Source organism: Nocardia terrae, assembly GCF_009760405.1.
Lineage (GTDB): Bacteria > Actinomycetota > Actinomycetes > Mycobacteriales > Mycobacteriaceae > Nocardia > Nocardia terrae.
Window position 1 is genome coordinate 392,304 of the sequence record NZ_WRPP01000005.1, and the last position, 17,172, is coordinate 409,475.

The following is a 17,172-nucleotide window of genomic DNA, read 5'->3' on the forward strand; positions in this document are numbered from 1 at the left end:
ACTCAGGACATGGCAGATCGCGACATCGAGGTACCGGCTGCACCGTCGATGACCCGTCGCCGTTACCCGGCAATAGCACAGTCAGCCCGACTGCTAACGCAACCGCAGGCCCTCGACCACCAGATCGGCGACCAGCCCTGCGTGTTCCTCGACCGCAGCGGGGTCAAGGGGTGAGGTCGCGTCGAATTTCGTCGCGAACGGCAACAGGCTGTAGGGCGCCGTGGCACCGTGCGCGATCAGAAAATGAAAGCTGCGCAACGGAATCGGGCGGATCACCCCCTCGTCGGCGAGGTGCTCCAGCAATCGCGCCACACCCGCGAGCGCGGGCTCGACGTAGGTGTCGTACACGTAGGACAGACGCTCGGTGTCCTGACGGCCCTCGATGTTCATCAACGCCACCAGTTCCGGGTGTTCCGCGGAGAAGATCACGTACCGATGCACGGCCAGACGCAACTGCTCGAGCGGCTCACGCAGCGTTGGATCGAACACCCCCTGGATCAGCTGCAGCATGCGGCCGAACCCGTAGTCCACAGCCGCTCGCCACAGCTCGTCCTTCGTGCCGAATCGCTGATAGATCAGGTTGTGACTGACACCCAGCTCCTTGTTCAGCGTTCGAAGCGACATCCCGTCGTAGCCGACGGTCGCGAACATCGCCAGGGCCTTCTCCAAGATCTCCTCGATCGGCATGGCATCCGACACCTTTGGACGCCCGCGCGGCCGCTCGGGTTTGGTCTGCGTGCTCATGCGTCAAATTATGGCATAGCGCCCATCAATATTTATGTTGACAACTGACAATATATGGCCGTATGGTTCAGCTCACACATTCGGAAGCCACAGGAGTCGTCCCCATGTCACAACCGCTGCATATCCCGGTATTGATCGCAGGCGGTGGGCCTACCGGTCTGGTGCTGGCCGCAGAGCTGTCCCGGCACGGCGTGCCCAGCCTGCTGGCCGAGCGCAACGAGCACACCACCGCGTTCCCCAAGATGGACATCACCAACTCCGCCAGCATGGAACTGCTGCGCCGACTCGGCGTGGATGAGGAGTTACGGTCGGTCGGGGTGGGTCCCCAGTTCTCCTTCGACGTGATCTTCGCGCCCGGTCTCGACGGTCCCGAACTGGGTCGATGGAGCTTGCCGTCGGCAGCCGAACAGCGCGCTGCCTTCGCCGCGGTGGGCGATGGCAGCGTGCCGGGCGAACCGTGGCAGCGCTGCTCGCAGGCGATCTTCGAAGCGATGATGATGGACCGCGCCCACCGCGATCCCCTCGTCGATGTGCGGCAGGGCTGGCGGCTGGAACATTGCGTCGAAGTCGGCGGTCAGGTGGTCGCCGAACTGGCCGATGAGACTGGGCGCACGCTCACCGTTCACGCCGACTACCTCGTCGGCTGCGACGGCGCCTCGAGCCGCGCCCGCAACCAGCTGGGCATCGGAATGGAGGGCCCCAAGGACTTCCTCACCATCGGGCTCGTGCATTTCCGCTCGCGGGATCTCACTAATCTGCATGCGCTGGGCCAGTTCTGGCACCTGTTCACGCCCGGGGGTGCGATCCTCATCGCGCAGAACGAGATCGACACCTGGACCCTGCACCAGGACCTCGGCGCACAAGTCGAGGACCCGGACCCCATCGGTGATCCACATGATTTCGTCGCCCGCTCCCTGGGTCGGCCGATCGCCATCGACGAAGTGCTGGCGTCGAGCGTCTGGCGTCCGAACGCACTGCTGGCCGACTCCTACGGCCGGAACCGAATCCTGCTCGCCGGGGACGCGGTGCACACCGTGATCCCGACCGGCGGCTACGGCATGAACACCGGACTCGGTGACGCGATCAACCTCGGATGGAAACTCGCGGCGGTAGTCAACGGCTGGGGCGGGCCCGAGCTTTTGACGAGCTACGAAATCGAACGACGCCCGATCGGCGAACGCAACCGCAACGCGGCGGTGGAGAACGCTGTCGTGCACCTGCAGTACCGGGCCATGGTCGACCAGCGGTTGATCACCGAGGACAGCGCGGCCGGGCGGACCCATCGCGAAGAGATCGCGCGATTCGTGGCCGACAACGACGCCGAGAACCTCAGTCTCGGTGTGGAATTGGATGTCCGATACGACGACTCGCCCGTCGTCGTCTCCGACGGCAGCGCCGCCCCGAACTGGGACCGTCGCCGGTTCGTCCCCACCGTGCGACCCGGCCACCACGCGCCGAATGTCATTTTCGACGATGGGACAACGTTGTTCGACCGGTTCGGTCCCCAGTTCACCGTTGTCGACGCGCTCGGCGACCCCAACCAAACGGCACTACTGCTGCTCGAGGCCGAGCGAGCGGGTGTGCCCACCCGCTATGTCGCACTGACCGATCCCGCGCTCACCGCCCTCTACGATCACCGGATCGTCCTGGTACGCCCGGATCTGCATATCGCCTGGAGCGGCACCGACACCACGAACGCGGCGGAGATCATCGCCCGCGTCCGCGGGACGAACACAGCCGACGCATTGCCCGTCGATGCGTAATCGATTGCCCGATACCAACTCACCCGAAATCAGGAGCCGGCAACCATGAACGCACTGCTTTGGACCCTACAGATCGTGCTGGCTCTCGGCTTCGCCGCGGCCGGCGCGACCAAGATCATCCTCCCCCGCGACCAACTCGCGACGACCCTGGGCAACTGGGTCGAGGACTTCCCCGCGCTGTTACTCAAACCCCTCGGTGCGGCCGAGGTACTCGGCGCGATCGCACTGGTGATCCCGCCGGCCATCGACGTGGCACCGATCCTGACCCCCATCGCCGCCGTCTGCCTCGTCATCACGATGATCGGCGCATTGGTGACTCATGTCAGGAAGGGCGAGTACTCCAAGCTGGTCGTCAATGTACTGCTGGCGGTTATGGCCATCGTCGTGGCATGGGGACGGTTCGGACCGTATTCGAGTTACTGAGCTCCCGGTTCCAACCGGTGGTGTGGGCGGACCCGGTCCGGGATCCGCCCACACCACCGAATTCACCGGCGATCGTCGGACAACGCGCGAGCGGTTCGAACTCGTCGGTCAGGACCATCGCTGTGACCGCTCTCGACAACCGCCTCCAGCTCGTCGACCGCGTCTTCGAGATAGCGGGCGAGGCGCTGCACATTCGGGAGCGCGCTGCGGCACGCGGTGAAACCGAAGTCCATCCTGCCGGCTTGCGACACCAGCGTGATATTGAGCGCTTCACCCTGAAACAGCAACGACAGCGGGTATAGACCGACCATCCGCGCACCGGCAAGATACAAGGGCTGCTGGGGTCCCGGCACATTCGAGATGATCAGGTTGTGCATGGGCGGAATGCGTTCGACCGCGCCAGGAACGAGCTGCCGGAGGGTGTGCGGCAGCATGGCCAGGATCGAGTAGGCGACCAGCGCGCCGTGCGGCACGGTCGCTTGATGCTCCTTCGCCGCACGCACCGACCGGGATATCGCCTGCAGCCGGTCGACGGGATCCGCTACGTCGGTCGCCAGATTCGCGAGCATCATGCCCACCGAACTATCCGGCGACGCGCCTTGCGGAGCGATCGAGACCGGGCACCCCGCAATCATGGGTCTGTCCGGCAACCCTTCGCTATCGAGCAGATACCGTCGCAGTGCCGCCGAACACGACGCGAGCACGACGTCGTTGACACTCGTTCGGCTGACCTTCGCCAGCCTCTTGATTCTGCTCAGATCGATAGATGCCGTGCACACGCGCCGTTGCGGCCCGACCACCGTGTTCAGCGGCGAGCGTGGCGCCACGAATGGTCCGACCAGTGGTGAATCCGTACGGCGCGCCTTCCGTAATGCGTTGGCGGCCTTCACCGATGCGGCCAGCAGGCGCACCCTGCTCGACCGAGGTACCGGGACGCGGGCGCCGTCTGCGACCGAAGCGATCCGCGACGGCCGACCCATCACCCAAACCGGATCCGGAATCCCGGACTCGCGGTCGGTGGCCAGAGCTCGGCCGAGGAGACGCACCGCGTCGACACCGTTGATGAGTGCGTGATGGACCTTGATGTAGACAGCGAATCGATTGTTCTCCAGCCCCTCGATCACGTGCACTTCCCACATCGGTCGGCGTAGATCGAGCTGGATCGAGTGCAGGCGTGAAATAAGTTGCGCTAGTTCGAGTTCCCCGCCTGGCGCAGGTAATGCCTTGTGCCGCAGGTGGAAATCGATCTCGACGTCATCGGCTCCCAAACGGCGGGCCCGCCGCGGAAATCGCCGCTTCTCGAGCAATGATCGGAACCGAGACGCGATATCGGTTCGATCCCTGAAGGCCATAACGATCCGCTTCGCGACCACCGTGGCCGGCTCACCGTCTGGTTCGAAGATCGCCAATGCCGCAACATGCATCGGCGTTTCCGGCGATTCGAGCCACATCCAGAACGAGTCATCGACCTCGAGGTGGTTACGTTCTTGCGAACGGCTCACAATTTCCCCTTTTACGCGTCCCCCAACGGTGAATTCGTCCGCGACGTCCATGGCGCATGGTCGGTGGCACCCACACATGGGCGACCCCATCGGCTACCAGACCCGACCTGCTGACAACTTCATCACACTTGTATGAAATCGTCAATAATTCGATCGACCGGCGGATTCGACGGCCGACCGAAGGGATGATGCAGCGAAACTGCAATCGCGCGATCCGTATATCTCGACCATAGAGCATCCATGTTGTCAATAGCCAATATATTAATTGACGCATGTCACATTCATCCCTAAGCTGCCTGCAGTGCAGCACCCGATCGAAGGCGCCACCAACCACCGAAGGAGATGCGATGAACGCTGACGAAAACACCGTCTGCGAGCTATTCGCCGCCATTGATGCCGGTCGGATCGAGACCGCAACGGGCCTCCTGACCCAAGACGTTCACTTCCGGTTCGGCAACGCCGAACCGACGATCGGCCGCGATGCCTTCGCCGCCAACGCCGCCGCAATGGGCGGCGTTCTCGCGTCGATCTCCCATGAGATGCTCGCGGTGTGGACGACGAGTGAACCCGACGCCGCCGTCGTCTGCGAGATGGCGGTCACGTATAGCCGCCACGATGGATCTCAGCTGAAGTTGCCGTGCGCCAACGTATTCCGACTCCGGAGCGGACTCATCGCCGATTACCGGATCTACATGGACATCAACCCCGTATTCGCTGCCGCGGCAACGGAACCGGAGTAGCACCGGGCACGACGTCCAGGGATCGGCAACCACGACCCCCGACACCAGCCGGTTGACACAGGTCACCAAGAAATTGACGAGTGTCCATTTAATGTTCTACGGTGGCTCCTCGACGAGCGCTTCACTTACGATCTCGCCGAGGAGGCTTCGTGGCCCGCCAGCCCCGCCGTTTGGGACGCCGACGTTTTCTCTCCATGACAGCCGCACTGGCGGCCGGCGGCTGGGCAGCGACCCGAGCACCCACCACAGGGGCGGATCCGGTTGTCTCACAACCGGATCCGACAGTCGACACCGTCGCGCCGCCGTCCCCGAAAGTGCAGCCGTTCGTCGACGAGCTGCCCGTCCCTCCGGTCATTCGCGGCAGCCGGACCCTGACGGTCGGCGCCGGCACGCATCGCTTCCACCGGGATCTCGGTGTTGCACCGACCTGGTCCTACGGTGGCGCGCCCTACCTGGGGCCAACCATCGAAGCACGCGCGGGTGAACCGATCGAGCTGACGTTCTCCAATGAGCTCGGACCACATCTGTTCGCAGGCGATGTCGACACGACGATCGACGATCACACGACCGATCGGGACCGGGTCGCGCCGCGAGTCTCGGTGCATCTGCACGGCGGAGTCACCCCGCCGGATATGGACGGCCATGCGGAGGACACCTTCCGCCCCGGCGAGACGAAATTCTATCGCCACTTCAACCGCCAGGGCGCGGCCACCCTCTGGTACCACGACCACGCCATGGGTCTGACCCGCCTCAATGTCGTCGCGGGGCTCGCCGGCCTGTACCTGCTACGCGACGATTACGACACCGGTACCGCCGCCAACACTCTCGGCCTGCCCAGCGGCGAGTTCGAAATGCCGCTGGCGATCGCCGATCGCCGCTTCAACGACGACGGCTCGCTGCGCTTTCACACGGTGCGGTGGATTCAGGATGGGCGCTGGGAAGGCGGCATGCTCGGCGACCTGATCACCATCAACGGCGCAGTCCATCCGCGTCTCGACGTGGCGCGCGGGATGTATCGCTTCCGCGTGCTCAACGCGTCCAACTTCCGCGAATACCGGCTGTCCTTCTCGAACCGGACCAGGTTCTGGGTCATCGGCAACGACAGTGGCCTACTCGACCAGCCCGCCTATATCGATGAGATGGAGATCGCGCCCGGCGAACGAGTCGACATCGTCGCCGACTTCACCGGCCTGGGCGCCGGAGACAGCGTTGATTTGATCAACAGCTTTCAGTACGGGCCGGGTTTCGCCCAGATAATCGGCGCCCAGACCATCACGAGCCTGATGCGGTTCGTCGGCACCGGCACCGCCGGCTTCGCCTCTGCACCGCCGATCACGCTGCGCGGCGGGAAACGCCAATCCCCTGCCCTCCCGCCCGCACCGACCGCTGATCGACGTCGCGTCATCACTCTCACCCAGTGGCCCGCGCACTCGTGGCCACCATTCACCAATACCCTGAACAACCTCTGCTACCAAGACGATCCGATTCCCGAACCGCGCCAGGGAACCACCGAGATCTGGGAATTCGTCAACATCTCGCCGGAATCCCATCCGATGCACCTGCACCTCGTCCACGGCCGCATCCTCAACCGCCAAGCCTTCGACCCGATCGGATACCTCGCTTCGAATCCGGTTCCCCCCGTCGGCACCTACTGGGCACCCGAGCCCGACCGCTTCCTCCAGGGCGATCCCCAACCGCCGCACGCATGGGAAACAGGCTTGAAAGACACCATCACCTGTCCGGCCGGCATGGTCACGCGTGTGGCCTTCGCCTTCCCCACCGCCGACGAATTGGGATTCGACCCCGACGCGACGTTCCCCGTCCCCGCCCCACCTCACACCGGCCCGGCCCGTGCCGGTCACGCGCACACCGACCAAGCGACAGCGCAGGGCTACGTGTGGCACTGCCACCTCATCGATCACGAGGACGAATGCATGATGTCGCGCTACCACCTGCGGGCGTAGTCGCAGCACCCGGTCGCCGACGCACAGCAGGGCGGCGGCCCTACCCGGATCTCCTTTCGCGGCAATCGAATCCCAGATCGCTCTTGCGGTTGCCAGCTCCGCAGGAGCAGACTCGTACCGTCGGTATCGCATACCGGCGGTAGCGGTCCGCGGCGCCCGGCCGTGAATCTGCCGCAATCGCAGTGCGATCCGACCGCGTCCGCTCCCCTCGCGGTACCGAAAGGACTGTTTCCGATGAATGCGATCACGACAGGCGACGAGATTGCCGTATTTCCTCCGGGGCCGCCGTTGCCTCGTGCACTGCAAGCGCTGCTGTTCATAGCCGGGCGCCGACGCTGGCTGGCGAGTCTGCGGCATCGGTACGGTTCGGTGTTCAGCGTCGGCCTGCCATTGGTCGGCCGAGCTGTCGTCGTGGCCGACGCGGGGCTGGCCGGCCAAGTGCTCGCCGCGGGCCCGGACGTCGCGGGCATGCCGCAGCCGAACCTCGGCCGGGTACTCGGGCCGGGATCGTTGTTCAACCTCGATCAACAGCCGCACCGTCGCCGCCGGAGATTGCTTTCACCGCCGCTGCACGGCCAACGGATGCGGGTCTACGAGGACGTTGTCGAGGATGAGTTTCTACGCGAAGCCGGCACCTGGTCCGAAGGCGAGGAATTCCCGCTGCAGCCGTCGACGATGCGAATCACGTTGAACGTCATCCTGCGCGCGGTATTCGGTGCCGAAGGCGCGGAATTGGATCGGCTGCGGGAAATCATGCCGAACCTGGTTACCCGGGCATCCCGACTCGCTTTCCTGCCGTCGCTTCCGCTGGGCAGATCCCGGCTCAACCCGGCCGTCCGATTCGCCGCGCTGCGAAGGGAATACGACGAGTTGATCACCTCGCTGATCCGCCGCACCCTCGCCGATTCCCGGATCGACGAGCGCGACGACATCCTGTCGCTGCTGCTACGAGCACGCTACGACGACGGAGAGCCCATGTCGCACAGCGAGATCGCCGACGAGTTGTTCGCACTGCTCGCCGCCGGGCATGAGACCACCGCAACCACCCTGGCCTGGGCGGTGGAACGCCTACGCCGACATCCACACGTCCTCGCGCGGTTGATCGCGGCCGTCGACACCGAGGACCAAACGCTGCTGCAATCGACAATTTGGGAAGTCCAGCGCCAACGTCCGGTGATCGCCGCCGCCGCCCGCCAAGTACGGGCTCCGAGCATGAGACTCGGCCCGTGGGTACTACCGCGCGGGTGCCAGATCGTAGTGGCCACCGACCTGATTCAGACCGACGAGGCGATCTATCCCGATGCACAGAAATTCGATCCGGACCGCTACCACGGCGGTAGGCCGGACTTCACCACCTGGCTGCCCTACGGTGGCGGCTATCGCCGATGCATCGGCGCGGAATTCGCGAACATGGAGATGAAAGTCGTCCTGCGCTGCCTCCTCCGCGATTTCGAACTCGTCCCCACCACCGAGCCCGGCGAGAAGACCCATGACCGCGGGGTAGCATTCGCCCCGCGACGCGGCGGGCGAGTGGTGCTACGTCGGCGCCGACCGGCCCGCTCCGGGCATTCCTCCGCACTGGATCTGACCTCCGAGCCGGTAAGCTGATCACGGTGGGCGACGCACGAACCGACCGCTGGAGCGGGCACCGCGAGGAAATGCGGCGGCAACTGGTAGCCGCCGCAATCCGTGCGATCGAACGCGTCGGCCCGCAAGTGAGCATGAGCGAAATCGCCTCCGAGGCAAGGGTTCCCAAGCCCACAATCTATCGATTCTTCAAAGACAAATCCGCCTTGGCCGGCGCCATCGCCGAACGCGCTCGCGGGGACGTCGGTGCGGCGTTGGCCGACGCGCGGCGTCGGTCTCCAGGAACCGTCGGCGAACTGGTACACACCGCGTTGACGGGATACGCGGCACTGCTCGTCGGGCATCCGAACGTCGCCCGGTTTCTCTTCATGGGCGACAACCCCGGTGTCCAGGCTACCGAGAACTGGCAGTCGGCCGCACAGGATGTCGCGGTCATGATAGCGACGATCATCGAGGAATCCGGTGGAGCGGAGGCGGAGGTGATGCTCCATTCCTCGATGATCGTCGGCGCCGTCACCGGTGCGGCCGTCGGATGGTTCAGCGGAGCCGAATCCGCGGGCACCGCGTCCGCGTTCGTCGCGCGGGTGGAACCCGCCGTGCGAGCCTTGATTCAGCTCGCGGCAGCGGAGGCGAGCACGGTCATCGATTTCGACCTGTCCATTCGAGCCCCCGTCAGCAGGTGACAATGCTGTCCCGCACGGTCACCGGTACCGCCGGATGCCAAGGGGATTGGAGTGCATCCGGCGGTACCGGCCCCCGGCCGATCCTCAACCGAGGATAGGAATGCGTTGCTCGACAAGCGTATCCATGCGGGCCTGCATCGCCGTCTCGATCCGCACCGCGAAGTGCTCCGGCGCCTCGCCAGGTTCCGGCCGCATCGCGGGGAGCACCGCCGTGGTGATCTTCGTGGGCAGCGGAAGGTAGGGCAGCATGCCGACGAGTCCGACATTGAGACCCCACGGGATCGAGATGCTGATAGGCAGCGCTTTGGCCCGCAGTAGCCGCGGCAGGCCGAGTGCCTTGGCGAAGCGCTGTCCATCGGACAGCACGAGCAGCGATTCGCCCGCTCCGACAGTGACGATCGGGACGACGGGAACGTCGTGGTCGATCGCCGACCGGGCGTAACCGATGCGTCCGGCGAAGACGATCCGGTTGCGGTCACGCCACGGTTTGGCCGCCTCGATGTCTCCGCCCGGGAACACCGCGACATGGCGAGCGGCGGTGAACGCTTCCTCGGCCGCGGCCTGGCTCGCCTGCCGACAGCCCAACGCCTCGACGAAGGGCCCGAGCCCGAGGGTCCACGCGATCTCGTGGCTCAGATAGGTGACCTCACGGTCAATGTGGAGTTCATCGAGCGCACTGACCAAGGCGAAGATATTGAGGTCGGCCGCCCCACCGAAACCGTGGTTGCTGACCAGCAGGGACGGTTCCGCTGGGAGCATGGCATCGACCTGCACCTCATGTCGGTGATAGCGGCGAATAAAGTTGACGATCATCCCACGGAACACCTTGGCACCGCCCGATAACCGCGATTGGTCCCCACCTGCGCGCCGATCATCGTGAACGGCATTCGGTCGACTGTCCGTGCTGTGGTCTTCGCTCACGTTCTCCTGCTCTCGGCGATATCCGACGCGACGAATCGCGCTATTGCGGACGTGGATCCTTTCCGGACGGCGGCGTGCAGTCATCGTCCTCACGGCACTCGGTTGCGCTGGTTCCCTTCGCTTTCCGCTTGTCCCGCACGCGCCCGACGATCTCCACACCGGCCGGAATCAGGATCGGTGAGAACCCGAGGGCGAACAGCGGCACCAGTATTCGAATCAGCTCGAGCACCGCGCCCCCAACGCGACCAGATAGGCGCCGACGAGCAGACCGGTACCGACCGCCGGCGCGAGCGCGGCGACATCGTCGTGGTTGCGCCGATGGGCAAGTCCGGCTCCGGTCATCAACGAACCCAGCCCGATACCCGCAGCCGCACCGACCCGGGGCCGGGCGAGGCCGATGAGCGCCCCACTCCCACCGGCGATCTCGAGAACGCCGATACCGCGGTAGAAGGCGGTGGAGAAGCCGAGGTGCCCGGCCCGCTCCCGCATCGCCGGAACGGCCAGCAGTTTGGCCGCCCCGAACGTCAGAAATTCCGCCGCCAGCACTCCCGCGAGCACGGTGACCACATTTCTCATCAACGCACCGCGATCTTCCAACCGATTGCATAGCGGCCGAGGATCGACTCGACAACCTGCCGGTCGGCCGACGCCTCGAGCTCGACCGCCGCCACCACCGCACCATCCTCGACCGCGGCGTCCACACTGCGAATTCCGGTGGTTCCCACCAAGGCGTCGAGCAGTTCGCGGCGGACAGCGTCGGCACGCAGACCCAGCTTGTACGGCTTGCCGACGGCGGTGACCGGCAACGCCTCGAGCACGGTCACGGTCTTGGGAGCAGCGGCACGCTCGGGAACCCGGTCCCCTGCCCATGCCAACAGGTCAGCCTCGGTGACGTCCGCGCCCGCGGCAACGGTCACATAGGCGACGGGAACCTCACCGGAGTGCGCGTCCGGGCGGCCGACCGCGCCGGCGGCAGTGACCTGTGGGTGAGCCAGCAGAGCGTCCTCGATGACCGCGGGGTCGATATTGTGGCCCCCGCGGATGATGAGATCCTTGGCGCGGCCGTGTAGATGAATGAAGCCGTCGGCATCGAGATGGGCCAGATCGCCGGTGCTCACCCAGCCGTCGACCACCGTGCCCATCCCATCGAGCACAGGGCTGTGGCCGGTGTGGCCGCTCACATAGCCGGCGAACACCGTGGGTCCACCGATCACCAGCACACCCGTCTCGCCCGCAGGCAGTACCTCCCAGCCCTCGTCCTCGGCGACGCGAACCACCTTGACCTGCTGGTACGGCATCCGCTGTCCGACCGACCCCGGCCGCACCGCATCCGGGAAGCTGCGCGCGGTCGCGCAGGTCGCCTCGGTGAGGCCGTATCCCTCGACGAGGGTCACACCGGTGTGACTCTGGAAGCTCTCGCGGACCGCGGGCGGTAGCGGGGAGGCACCCACCATCGCGTACCGCAGGCTGGAGATATCGGCGTCGACCGGACATTGCGCCAGTACCGCGTACACCGTCGGCACCGCGCTCATCGCGGCGACCTCGTAGCGGGCCACGATCTTCCAGAACTCTCCGTACAGCGCGGGGTCCCGGTAGCCGAGCGGACCCGCCCACACCACCGACTGCCCACGGAACAAGGGCGCGAGCAGTGTCACGACGAGAGCGTTGACGTGGAACAGCGGCAAGGCGGCGAAGATCACCGCGTCCTCGTCGAGCATCGAATTCGCGGCGATCATCCACGCATTGGCGACTTCGCCGGAGTGGCGGTGCGCGGCCAGCTTCGGCACCCCGGTGGTACCGCCGGTGTGGAAGAGGGCGGCCAGATCACTTGCGGCAGGGGGCTCTCCGGCGAAGGTCGCCCAATCATGTTCGCCCGCAAGAATATCGATATACCCGATCCGCACGCCGTCGATCGGCGGCAACGGTGTAAGCGTATCTTTCGCGGCCGCTGTGGGCCGTAGCACGAGCACCGCGTCCAGCAGGCCCCGAGAGGCGAGTTCGTGTGCGGACTCCCACGCGTCGGGAGCGAGGTCCGGTCCGGCCGTGATCAGCACTCTGGCGCCGGAGCGGCGCAGCAGCTCCGCGATGTGTGCGTGGGTGAGGCCGCCATTGATCGGTGCGGCAACCCCCGCGAGCTGCGCCGCCAGCGTCGCCGGAATCAACTCGGCACAGTTGGGTGCGATCAGCGCGACCGCGTCACCGCGCCGCACCCCGAGCTCGCGCAGCAGGTTCGCATATCGGTGGACGTCGGCGAGCAGCTGAGAGAAGCTGCGCCGCACCGGTTCTCGCCAGCGCGCGGCCTCGGGCAGCACCGTGATGGCGACCCGCTCCGGCCACTTCCGCGCAGCGCGCGCCAACAGCGCATATGTCGATTCGGGCAAACCACGGGCGGCCAGTGGCACCGATTCGATCGCGGCCAGATCGTCCGGATTCCGGTATTCCGGCCACAGCAGACTCTCGGCAGTGTCCTCGAGGGTCGAGTTCTCGGTCATCGGGCATACCTCACGACCGTGCGCTGACGGCCCAGGTCGATGGCACCGTCATCGGTGCCGATCGCGACCTCGACTACGTCGCCGTCCTTCAGGTACTTCGGGTTCTTGGCCTGCCCCTCGAAGAACATCTTCCACTTGACCGCTGGCGGAAGCAGATTCGCGATGAACTGCACCGGCTTGGGCGGGGCGCTGATCGCGGTGCCGATCGGCGTTCCGGTCAGCAGCAGATCACCCGAGTCCATGCGCTGGAAGCGGGTCAGTTCCCGGAGCGTTTCCACCGGCCGATAGATCATGTCGGCGACCGTCATGTTCTGGCGCGCTCGGCCGTTGACCCACAGCCGCAGCCGCAGATCGCTGAATCGCTTCAGCTCATCGGCGTCGAGCAAGACCAGAGCCGGACCGACCGGGGTGAAGGTCGGGTACGACTTCGCCTCGTAGAACTGGGTTTTCGGCAACTGCACATCGCGGGCGGAGACGTCGTTCGTGACGACCAGCCCCGCGACGTAGTCGGCGAGGTTCTCCGCGCCGATGTCGGATCCCACCGGCATCTCGCGCCCGAAGACGAGCCCGATCTCCACCTCGTAGTCCAGCAGTTTCACATGCGCGGGCCGCACCACATCGTCATAGGGACCGCTGATGGACCCGGAGCTCTTGCGGAAGAAGGTCAAAGGCACAGTGTCCGGGTTCATCCCCGAATCCTTGACGTGCGATACGAAGTTCGTCATCTGAGCCACTACACGACACGGTGCGGTGACCGGTGAGATCAGCGAAAGACTCTCGACCGCAACAGTATCCGAGCTCGCAGCGGCCGCGGTGATTGCCGCCCGATCGGCCAGGAGCTCGCGGGTCGTGACGGCGTCGGTATCGATCCGCGCCGCGCCGGCGGGCGTCTGCACCCACCAGTCGTAGGTGGTGCGGAGTACGGAGATGCTCATGAGTTGGCTACTTTCAACAGGCCGCGCAGGCGGCTGAGATCGAATTCGTTGTCCTCACGCAGCGCGCCGACGATCGCGCGCAGCTCCCGAAGCGATTCCCGCCCCGGGGAAATGCCCAGGAAATCCTTGGTGGCGGGCGGGCCCCATTGCGCCAGCCCGGACGCGCTCATCGGCGCCCAGCCCGGCTCGAGGCTGTTGTCGAACATGTCGCCATCGCTGAAATGCTCGACCATGAATCCGTCGGGATCGCGCCAATAGTCGAAGATCTGGCTGCCCTGGATATGGCGGCCGATCCCCCATGACCGGTGATAACCCTGCTCGCGCAGAAACTCTCCGCCCGCGGCCAGCGCGTCCAGATCGGAGACCTGGTACGCCGAGTGCACGTATCGGTTGGACGGCCCCAGCGTCAGCGCGAGCGTGTGGTGATCGGCCGGAGTGCCGCCGCGGTCGCAGCGGATGAAACTCATCACCGGACCGCGCTGCCGCTGGCCCGGGTAGTACAGAAAGTCGCTGACTATCAGGCCGAGATACCGCAGGTACCAGTCCAGCGTCTCGCGGTACTTCGTCGTCTGCACCACCACATGGCCGAGTCGCTGCACGCGCGCGGGAACACGAGGCGGGCGCTGCGTCCCGTTGACCCGCGCCGGCGCGTGTCCGACGTTGAGGATGTGCGGCTCCTGCACTGGTAGGGCGGGCAGGTCGTAGGTGTCCGCCACCACCCGCACGCGCAGGCCACTCGGGTCCGTCAGGTTGACGCTCATCCCGCCGAGCGACTCCGGCAGCGGCATGGGGCGGGGCCCGGTGGCGCCCGCCAGTCGCAGCAGATCGGCGGAATCCGCGGCGCGGAAGGCCGGACCGGCGAATCGCGACCGGGTTCCACGACGAATGAGCACGCACGGCGAACCCGGATCGGTGCCGCGCAGCTGCAGTTCGTCGGCCGTGCGCAGCGCGGTCGTGAAGCCGAAAGCATGCGCGAAAACCTCGGCGCGCTGCAGATCCGGCTTCTCGAATTCCAGCCAGGCCAGGTCGAGCACTTTGACCACCGGATCGCGCATCCGGCCGGGATGTTCCCCCTGAAGCGCGCCTTGCTCGCTGTGCAGGCCGCTGTGCACGTCGTGATGGCCGTTCATCGACCACTCCTTCCACTTACTGACGATATCGTCACTCACGAACCGATTCTCAGTCAAGTGAATCTGAAGAATTCGTCAATACTGACCGAGTGAGCTACGCTGGCTCCCGGACACGTCATGGAAGGGGTGGACAGCGATGGCCGGACACACCGGTTCGGAACCCAACCGCCTGGAACGCCGCAAGGCACGCACCCGGGCCGCGCTCGTGAGCGCGGCCCAAGCCCTTCTGGCGGCCGGCAAGGGCAACGCGCCGATCCTGGAGATCACCCAGGCCGCCGACGTCGGCATGGGCTCGTTCTACAACCACTTCCAGAGTCGCGAGGAACTGTTCGAGGCTGCCGTGGAGGAAGCTCTCGACCGCCACGGCGCGGTCCTCGACCAGCTCTGCGAAGACCTCGAGGACCCCGCCCAGGTGTTCGCCCAGAGCTTCCGCCTGACGGGCCGACTGCACCGCCGAAATCCGACCCTCAGCAAGGTCCTGCTCAACAATGGGTTCGCCCTCGCGGCCTCCGAAAGGGGGCTCGCCCCACGCGCCCGCCGCGATATCGACGCCGCAGCACGCGCGGGCCGATTCCAGGTCGGGGATCCCGAACTTGCGATGGCCGTCGTCACCGGCGCCGCTCTGTGTTTGGGCCAGCTCCTGCACGATCAGCCAGACCGCGACGACGCCGAGGCCAGCGACCAGGTTGCCGAGGACCTGCTGCGCATGTTCGGCCTACCCGCCGGCGAGGCGCACAGGATCTCCCGGCAGCCCCTGCCGGCCCTCGACTCCGTGCCGGAGAACGGCACCGCCGCCTGACCGATCAGCGCTGAGCAGATAGGACCGTGCACACTCGCGCGATGTGGACGGCGAACTCGTCCATGAAGTCACGGAGGAACCGCGCGGTGGTGTCATCGAGCACCTCCCCCTCCTCCGTGAATACCTCAGGGCTGAACTGGATGTAGCCCTCCGGTGCATTCATCTGCGGAGAATTGCAGAAACTGAGCACGCTGCGCAGACTCTGCTGAGCCACCGCGGTCCCGATCTTGCCTGGAGAAGCCCCGATCACCGCCGACGGCTTGTGGGTGAACGAGTTGCTCCCCCACGGCCGACTCGCCCAGTCGATGGCATTCTTCAACGCGCCCGGGATCGAGCGATTGTATTCGGGCGTGACGAACAGAATCGCATCCACCGAGGCGATGGCGTCCTTCAGCGCCCGGCCCTCGGGTGGGTAGTCCAGGTCGAAGTCGTGGTTGTAGAGCGGAAGGTCACCGATGCCGATCTCCACGAACTCCAGTTCCTCGGGCGCCAAGCGAATCAGCGCCTTCGCGAGCGTTCGGTTGATCGATTTCCGCGAGAGGCTGCCGATGATGTATCCGACGCGGTATGTACTCACGATTTCTCCTTTTCATAGGTCGTCTCCCCCGGTGGTCGAGGATCGGTTGATCCCCGCGCTGTGGCGCCTTACGACCAACGGGGTGAGACGTCGTCACACGGTCAGTGCGATCCTGTAACCGGCACGACAGCATCAGGCGGCGGAGTCGTCGGAGTCCACCTCGCCGTCGTACACGGACCGCGGGATGGCTCCTCCGGCAGCGAGTCGCATGAGCGCTGTGTTCACGTCGATGCTCGTCGAGCCCTGGGTGGGCCGGGCGGCGTTACTGTCGAATTCGTGCTGGTAGCTGTTCCACGCCTGCTCGGTGATCAGCGACCCGGCTCCCGAACGGACCAGGGCCGCAAGCTCGTTGGCAGCGCGTTCGATCCGGGTGCCGAGTTCGGCACTTCCCCAATCCTCGGGAGCCGCGAAGACCGCAGTGGGAAGCGTGAGTGTCCGCATGTACGCGAACAGCTGCCGCATCTGGTCGTCGACGACCAGCGCATGCCGGGAAGTCCCGGCAGTGGCGGCCAGCAAGATCGGTTTGGCGACCAGCAAGTCGTTGTCGAGCACATCGACGAAAGATTTGAACAGGCCGCTGGTTCCCGCCTTGTAGACCGGAGTCGCGGCGATCACGGCGTCCGCGTCGGCCAACGAGCGGATCGCCTTCTGGAGCTGTTCATCGGGAAAGCCGGCGGTCGTCGCGTGGGCGATGGAGACGGCGAGCGGGCCGAGCTCGATGGTGTCGACCATCGCTGACACACCCGCTCGATGCAGCTGCTCGACGCTCTTCTGCGCCAGGCGGTCGGCGAGCAGCCGTGTAGAGGACGGATCGCTCACCCCCGCACTCAGGACGACGAGCCTGGCTCGCTTCGGGAGCGTCGTCCAGGTCGCCGGAGGCACGGCCGGGAGGGATCCTGGAATGTTGACTGT

At 65.7% G+C, this 17,172-nt stretch carries 16 protein-coding genes; 7 read left to right on the forward strand and 9 right to left on the reverse strand.

Annotated features, from left to right (window positions below; genetic code table 11):
* Window positions 1–93: 93 nt before the first annotated feature.
* The gene (locus GPX89_RS25935; protein ID WP_157390255.1) at window positions 94–744 is read right to left on the reverse strand and encodes a TetR/AcrR family transcriptional regulator; all 651 of its coding nucleotides are present in this window, start codon (window positions 742–744) and stop codon (window positions 94–96) included.
* Window positions 745–848: 104 nt separating this feature from the next.
* Here GPX89_RS25935 and GPX89_RS25940 point away from each other — a divergent pair, with 104 nt between their 5' ends.
* Both GPX89_RS25940 and GPX89_RS25945 read left to right on the forward strand, forming a co-directional pair.
* Complete coding sequence (locus GPX89_RS25940; protein ID WP_157390256.1) at window positions 849–2,507, forward strand: FAD-dependent monooxygenase; 1,659 nt, start codon at window positions 849–851, stop codon at window positions 2,505–2,507.
* A 45-nt stretch (window positions 2,508–2,552) separates the two neighbouring features.
* A complete protein-coding gene (locus tag GPX89_RS25945) occupies window positions 2,553–2,930 on the forward strand; it encodes a DoxX family protein (RefSeq protein ID WP_157390257.1) in 378 nt (125 codons plus the stop codon).
* 62 nt (window positions 2,931–2,992) lie between these two features.
* Here the strand turns inward: GPX89_RS25945 and GPX89_RS25950 are convergent, their stop codons facing one another.
* Complete coding sequence (locus GPX89_RS25950; protein ID WP_157390258.1) at window positions 2,993–4,483, reverse strand: WS/DGAT/MGAT family O-acyltransferase; 1,491 nt, start codon at window positions 4,481–4,483, stop codon at window positions 2,993–2,995.
* A 296-nt stretch (window positions 4,484–4,779) separates the two neighbouring features.
* Between GPX89_RS25950 and GPX89_RS25955 the strand changes: the two genes are divergently transcribed.
* From GPX89_RS25955 to GPX89_RS25970, 4 genes are all read left to right on the forward strand, one after another.
* Window positions 4,780–5,172: a nuclear transport factor 2 family protein gene (locus GPX89_RS25955; protein ID WP_157390259.1), complete on the forward strand. Its 393-nt coding sequence runs from the start codon at window positions 4,780–4,782 to the stop codon at window positions 5,170–5,172.
* 194 nt (window positions 5,173–5,366) lie between these two features.
* Window positions 5,367–7,136: a multicopper oxidase family protein gene (locus GPX89_RS25960; protein ID WP_157390260.1), complete on the forward strand. Its 1,770-nt coding sequence runs from the start codon at window positions 5,367–5,369 to the stop codon at window positions 7,134–7,136.
* 234 nt (window positions 7,137–7,370) lie between these two features.
* Window positions 7,371–8,744, forward strand: a complete 1,374-nt coding sequence (locus GPX89_RS25965; protein WP_157390261.1) for a cytochrome P450 — start codon at window positions 7,371–7,373, stop codon at window positions 8,742–8,744.
* 5 nt (window positions 8,745–8,749) lie between these two features.
* Window positions 8,750–9,406 (forward strand): TetR/AcrR family transcriptional regulator, encoded by a 657-nt coding sequence (locus tag GPX89_RS25970; RefSeq protein ID WP_157390262.1) that lies wholly within the window; start codon window positions 8,750–8,752, stop codon window positions 9,404–9,406.
* Window positions 9,407–9,490: 84 nt separating this feature from the next.
* Here GPX89_RS25970 and GPX89_RS25975 read toward each other — a convergent pair whose 3' ends face one another.
* The 5 genes from GPX89_RS25975 to GPX89_RS25995 all read right to left on the reverse strand — a co-directional run bounded on the left by GPX89_RS25975 (window position 9,491) and on the right by GPX89_RS25995 (window position 14,884).
* The gene (locus tag GPX89_RS25975; protein ID WP_157390263.1) at window positions 9,491–10,219 is read right to left on the reverse strand and encodes a 1-acyl-sn-glycerol-3-phosphate acyltransferase; all 729 of its coding nucleotides are present in this window, start codon (window positions 10,217–10,219) and stop codon (window positions 9,491–9,493) included.
* Window positions 10,220–10,543: 324 nt separating this feature from the next.
* A complete protein-coding gene (locus GPX89_RS25980) occupies window positions 10,544–10,903 on the reverse strand; it encodes a DoxX family protein (protein WP_157390264.1) in 360 nt (119 codons plus the stop codon).
* On the reverse strand, window positions 10,903–12,819 hold the full coding sequence (locus tag GPX89_RS25985; RefSeq protein ID WP_157390265.1) for an acyl-CoA synthetase: 1,917 nt from the start codon (window positions 12,817–12,819) through the stop codon (window positions 10,903–10,905). Before GPX89_RS25985 ends, GPX89_RS25980 begins: the two co-directional genes overlap by 1 nt.
* A complete protein-coding gene (locus GPX89_RS25990; RefSeq protein ID WP_157390266.1) occupies window positions 12,816–13,754 on the reverse strand; it encodes a fumarylacetoacetate hydrolase family protein in 939 nt (312 codons plus the stop codon). Before GPX89_RS25990 ends, GPX89_RS25985 begins: the two co-directional genes overlap by 4 nt.
* Window positions 13,751–14,884, reverse strand: coding sequence for a VOC family protein (locus GPX89_RS25995; RefSeq protein WP_157390651.1), 1,134 nt, complete (start codon window positions 14,882–14,884; stop codon window positions 13,751–13,753). The genes GPX89_RS25990 and GPX89_RS25995 overlap by 4 nt, the downstream gene beginning before the upstream one ends.
* A 136-nt stretch (window positions 14,885–15,020) precedes the next feature.
* Between GPX89_RS25995 and GPX89_RS26000 the strand changes: the two genes are divergently transcribed.
* A complete protein-coding gene (locus tag GPX89_RS26000; protein WP_157390267.1) occupies window positions 15,021–15,683 on the forward strand; it encodes a TetR/AcrR family transcriptional regulator in 663 nt (220 codons plus the stop codon).
* Window positions 15,684–15,687: 4 nt separating this feature from the next.
* On the opposite strand, the gene GPX89_RS26005 is transcribed toward GPX89_RS26000, so the two are convergent.
* Both GPX89_RS26005 and GPX89_RS26010 read right to left on the reverse strand, forming a co-directional pair.
* Entirely contained in the window at window positions 15,688–16,260 is a 573-nt protein-coding gene (locus GPX89_RS26005; RefSeq protein WP_328602330.1) for an NADPH-dependent FMN reductase, read from the reverse strand.
* A gap of 132 nt (window positions 16,261–16,392) precedes the next feature.
* The gene (locus GPX89_RS26010; protein WP_407939490.1) at window positions 16,393–17,142 is read right to left on the reverse strand and encodes a CE1759 family FMN reductase; all 750 of its coding nucleotides are present in this window, start codon (window positions 17,140–17,142) and stop codon (window positions 16,393–16,395) included.
* Between the last annotated feature and the right edge of the window lie 30 nt (window positions 17,143–17,172).

Excerpts from the sequence above, each read along its gene's own strand:
- GPX89_RS25975 (WP_157390263.1), bottom strand. The coding sequence starts at position 10,219 with ATGATCGTCAACTTTATTCGCCGCTATCACCGACATGAGGTGCAGGTC.
- GPX89_RS25955 (WP_157390259.1), top strand. The coding sequence starts at position 4,780 with ATGAACGCTGACGAAAACACCGTCTGCGAGCTATTCGCCGCCATTGAT.
- GPX89_RS25990 (WP_157390266.1), bottom strand. The coding sequence starts at position 13,754 with ATGAGCATCTCCGTACTCCGCACCACCTACGACTGGTGGGTGCAGACG.
- GPX89_RS25980 (WP_157390264.1), bottom strand. The coding sequence starts at position 10,903 with ATGAGAAATGTGGTCACCGTGCTCGCGGGAGTGCTGGCGGCGGAATTT.
- GPX89_RS25995 (WP_157390651.1), bottom strand. The coding sequence starts at position 14,884 with ATGAACGGCCATCACGACGTGCACAGCGGCCTGCACAGCGAGCAAGGC.
- GPX89_RS25985 (WP_157390265.1), bottom strand. The coding sequence starts at position 12,819 with ATGACCGAGAACTCGACCCTCGAGGACACTGCCGAGAGTCTGCTGTGG.
- GPX89_RS25965 (WP_157390261.1), top strand. The coding sequence starts at position 7,371 with ATGAATGCGATCACGACAGGCGACGAGATTGCCGTATTTCCTCCGGGG.
- GPX89_RS25935 (WP_157390255.1), bottom strand. The coding sequence starts at position 744 with ATGAGCACGCAGACCAAACCCGAGCGGCCGCGCGGGCGTCCAAAGGTG.
- GPX89_RS25960 (WP_157390260.1), top strand. The coding sequence starts at position 5,367 with ATGACAGCCGCACTGGCGGCCGGCGGCTGGGCAGCGACCCGAGCACCC.
- GPX89_RS25940 (WP_157390256.1), top strand. The coding sequence starts at position 849 with ATGTCACAACCGCTGCATATCCCGGTATTGATCGCAGGCGGTGGGCCT.
- GPX89_RS26000 (WP_157390267.1), top strand. The coding sequence starts at position 15,021 with ATGGCCGGACACACCGGTTCGGAACCCAACCGCCTGGAACGCCGCAAG.
- GPX89_RS25950 (WP_157390258.1), bottom strand. The coding sequence starts at position 4,483 with ATGGACGTCGCGGACGAATTCACCGTTGGGGGACGCGTAAAAGGGGAA.
- GPX89_RS25945 (WP_157390257.1), top strand. The coding sequence starts at position 2,553 with ATGAACGCACTGCTTTGGACCCTACAGATCGTGCTGGCTCTCGGCTTC.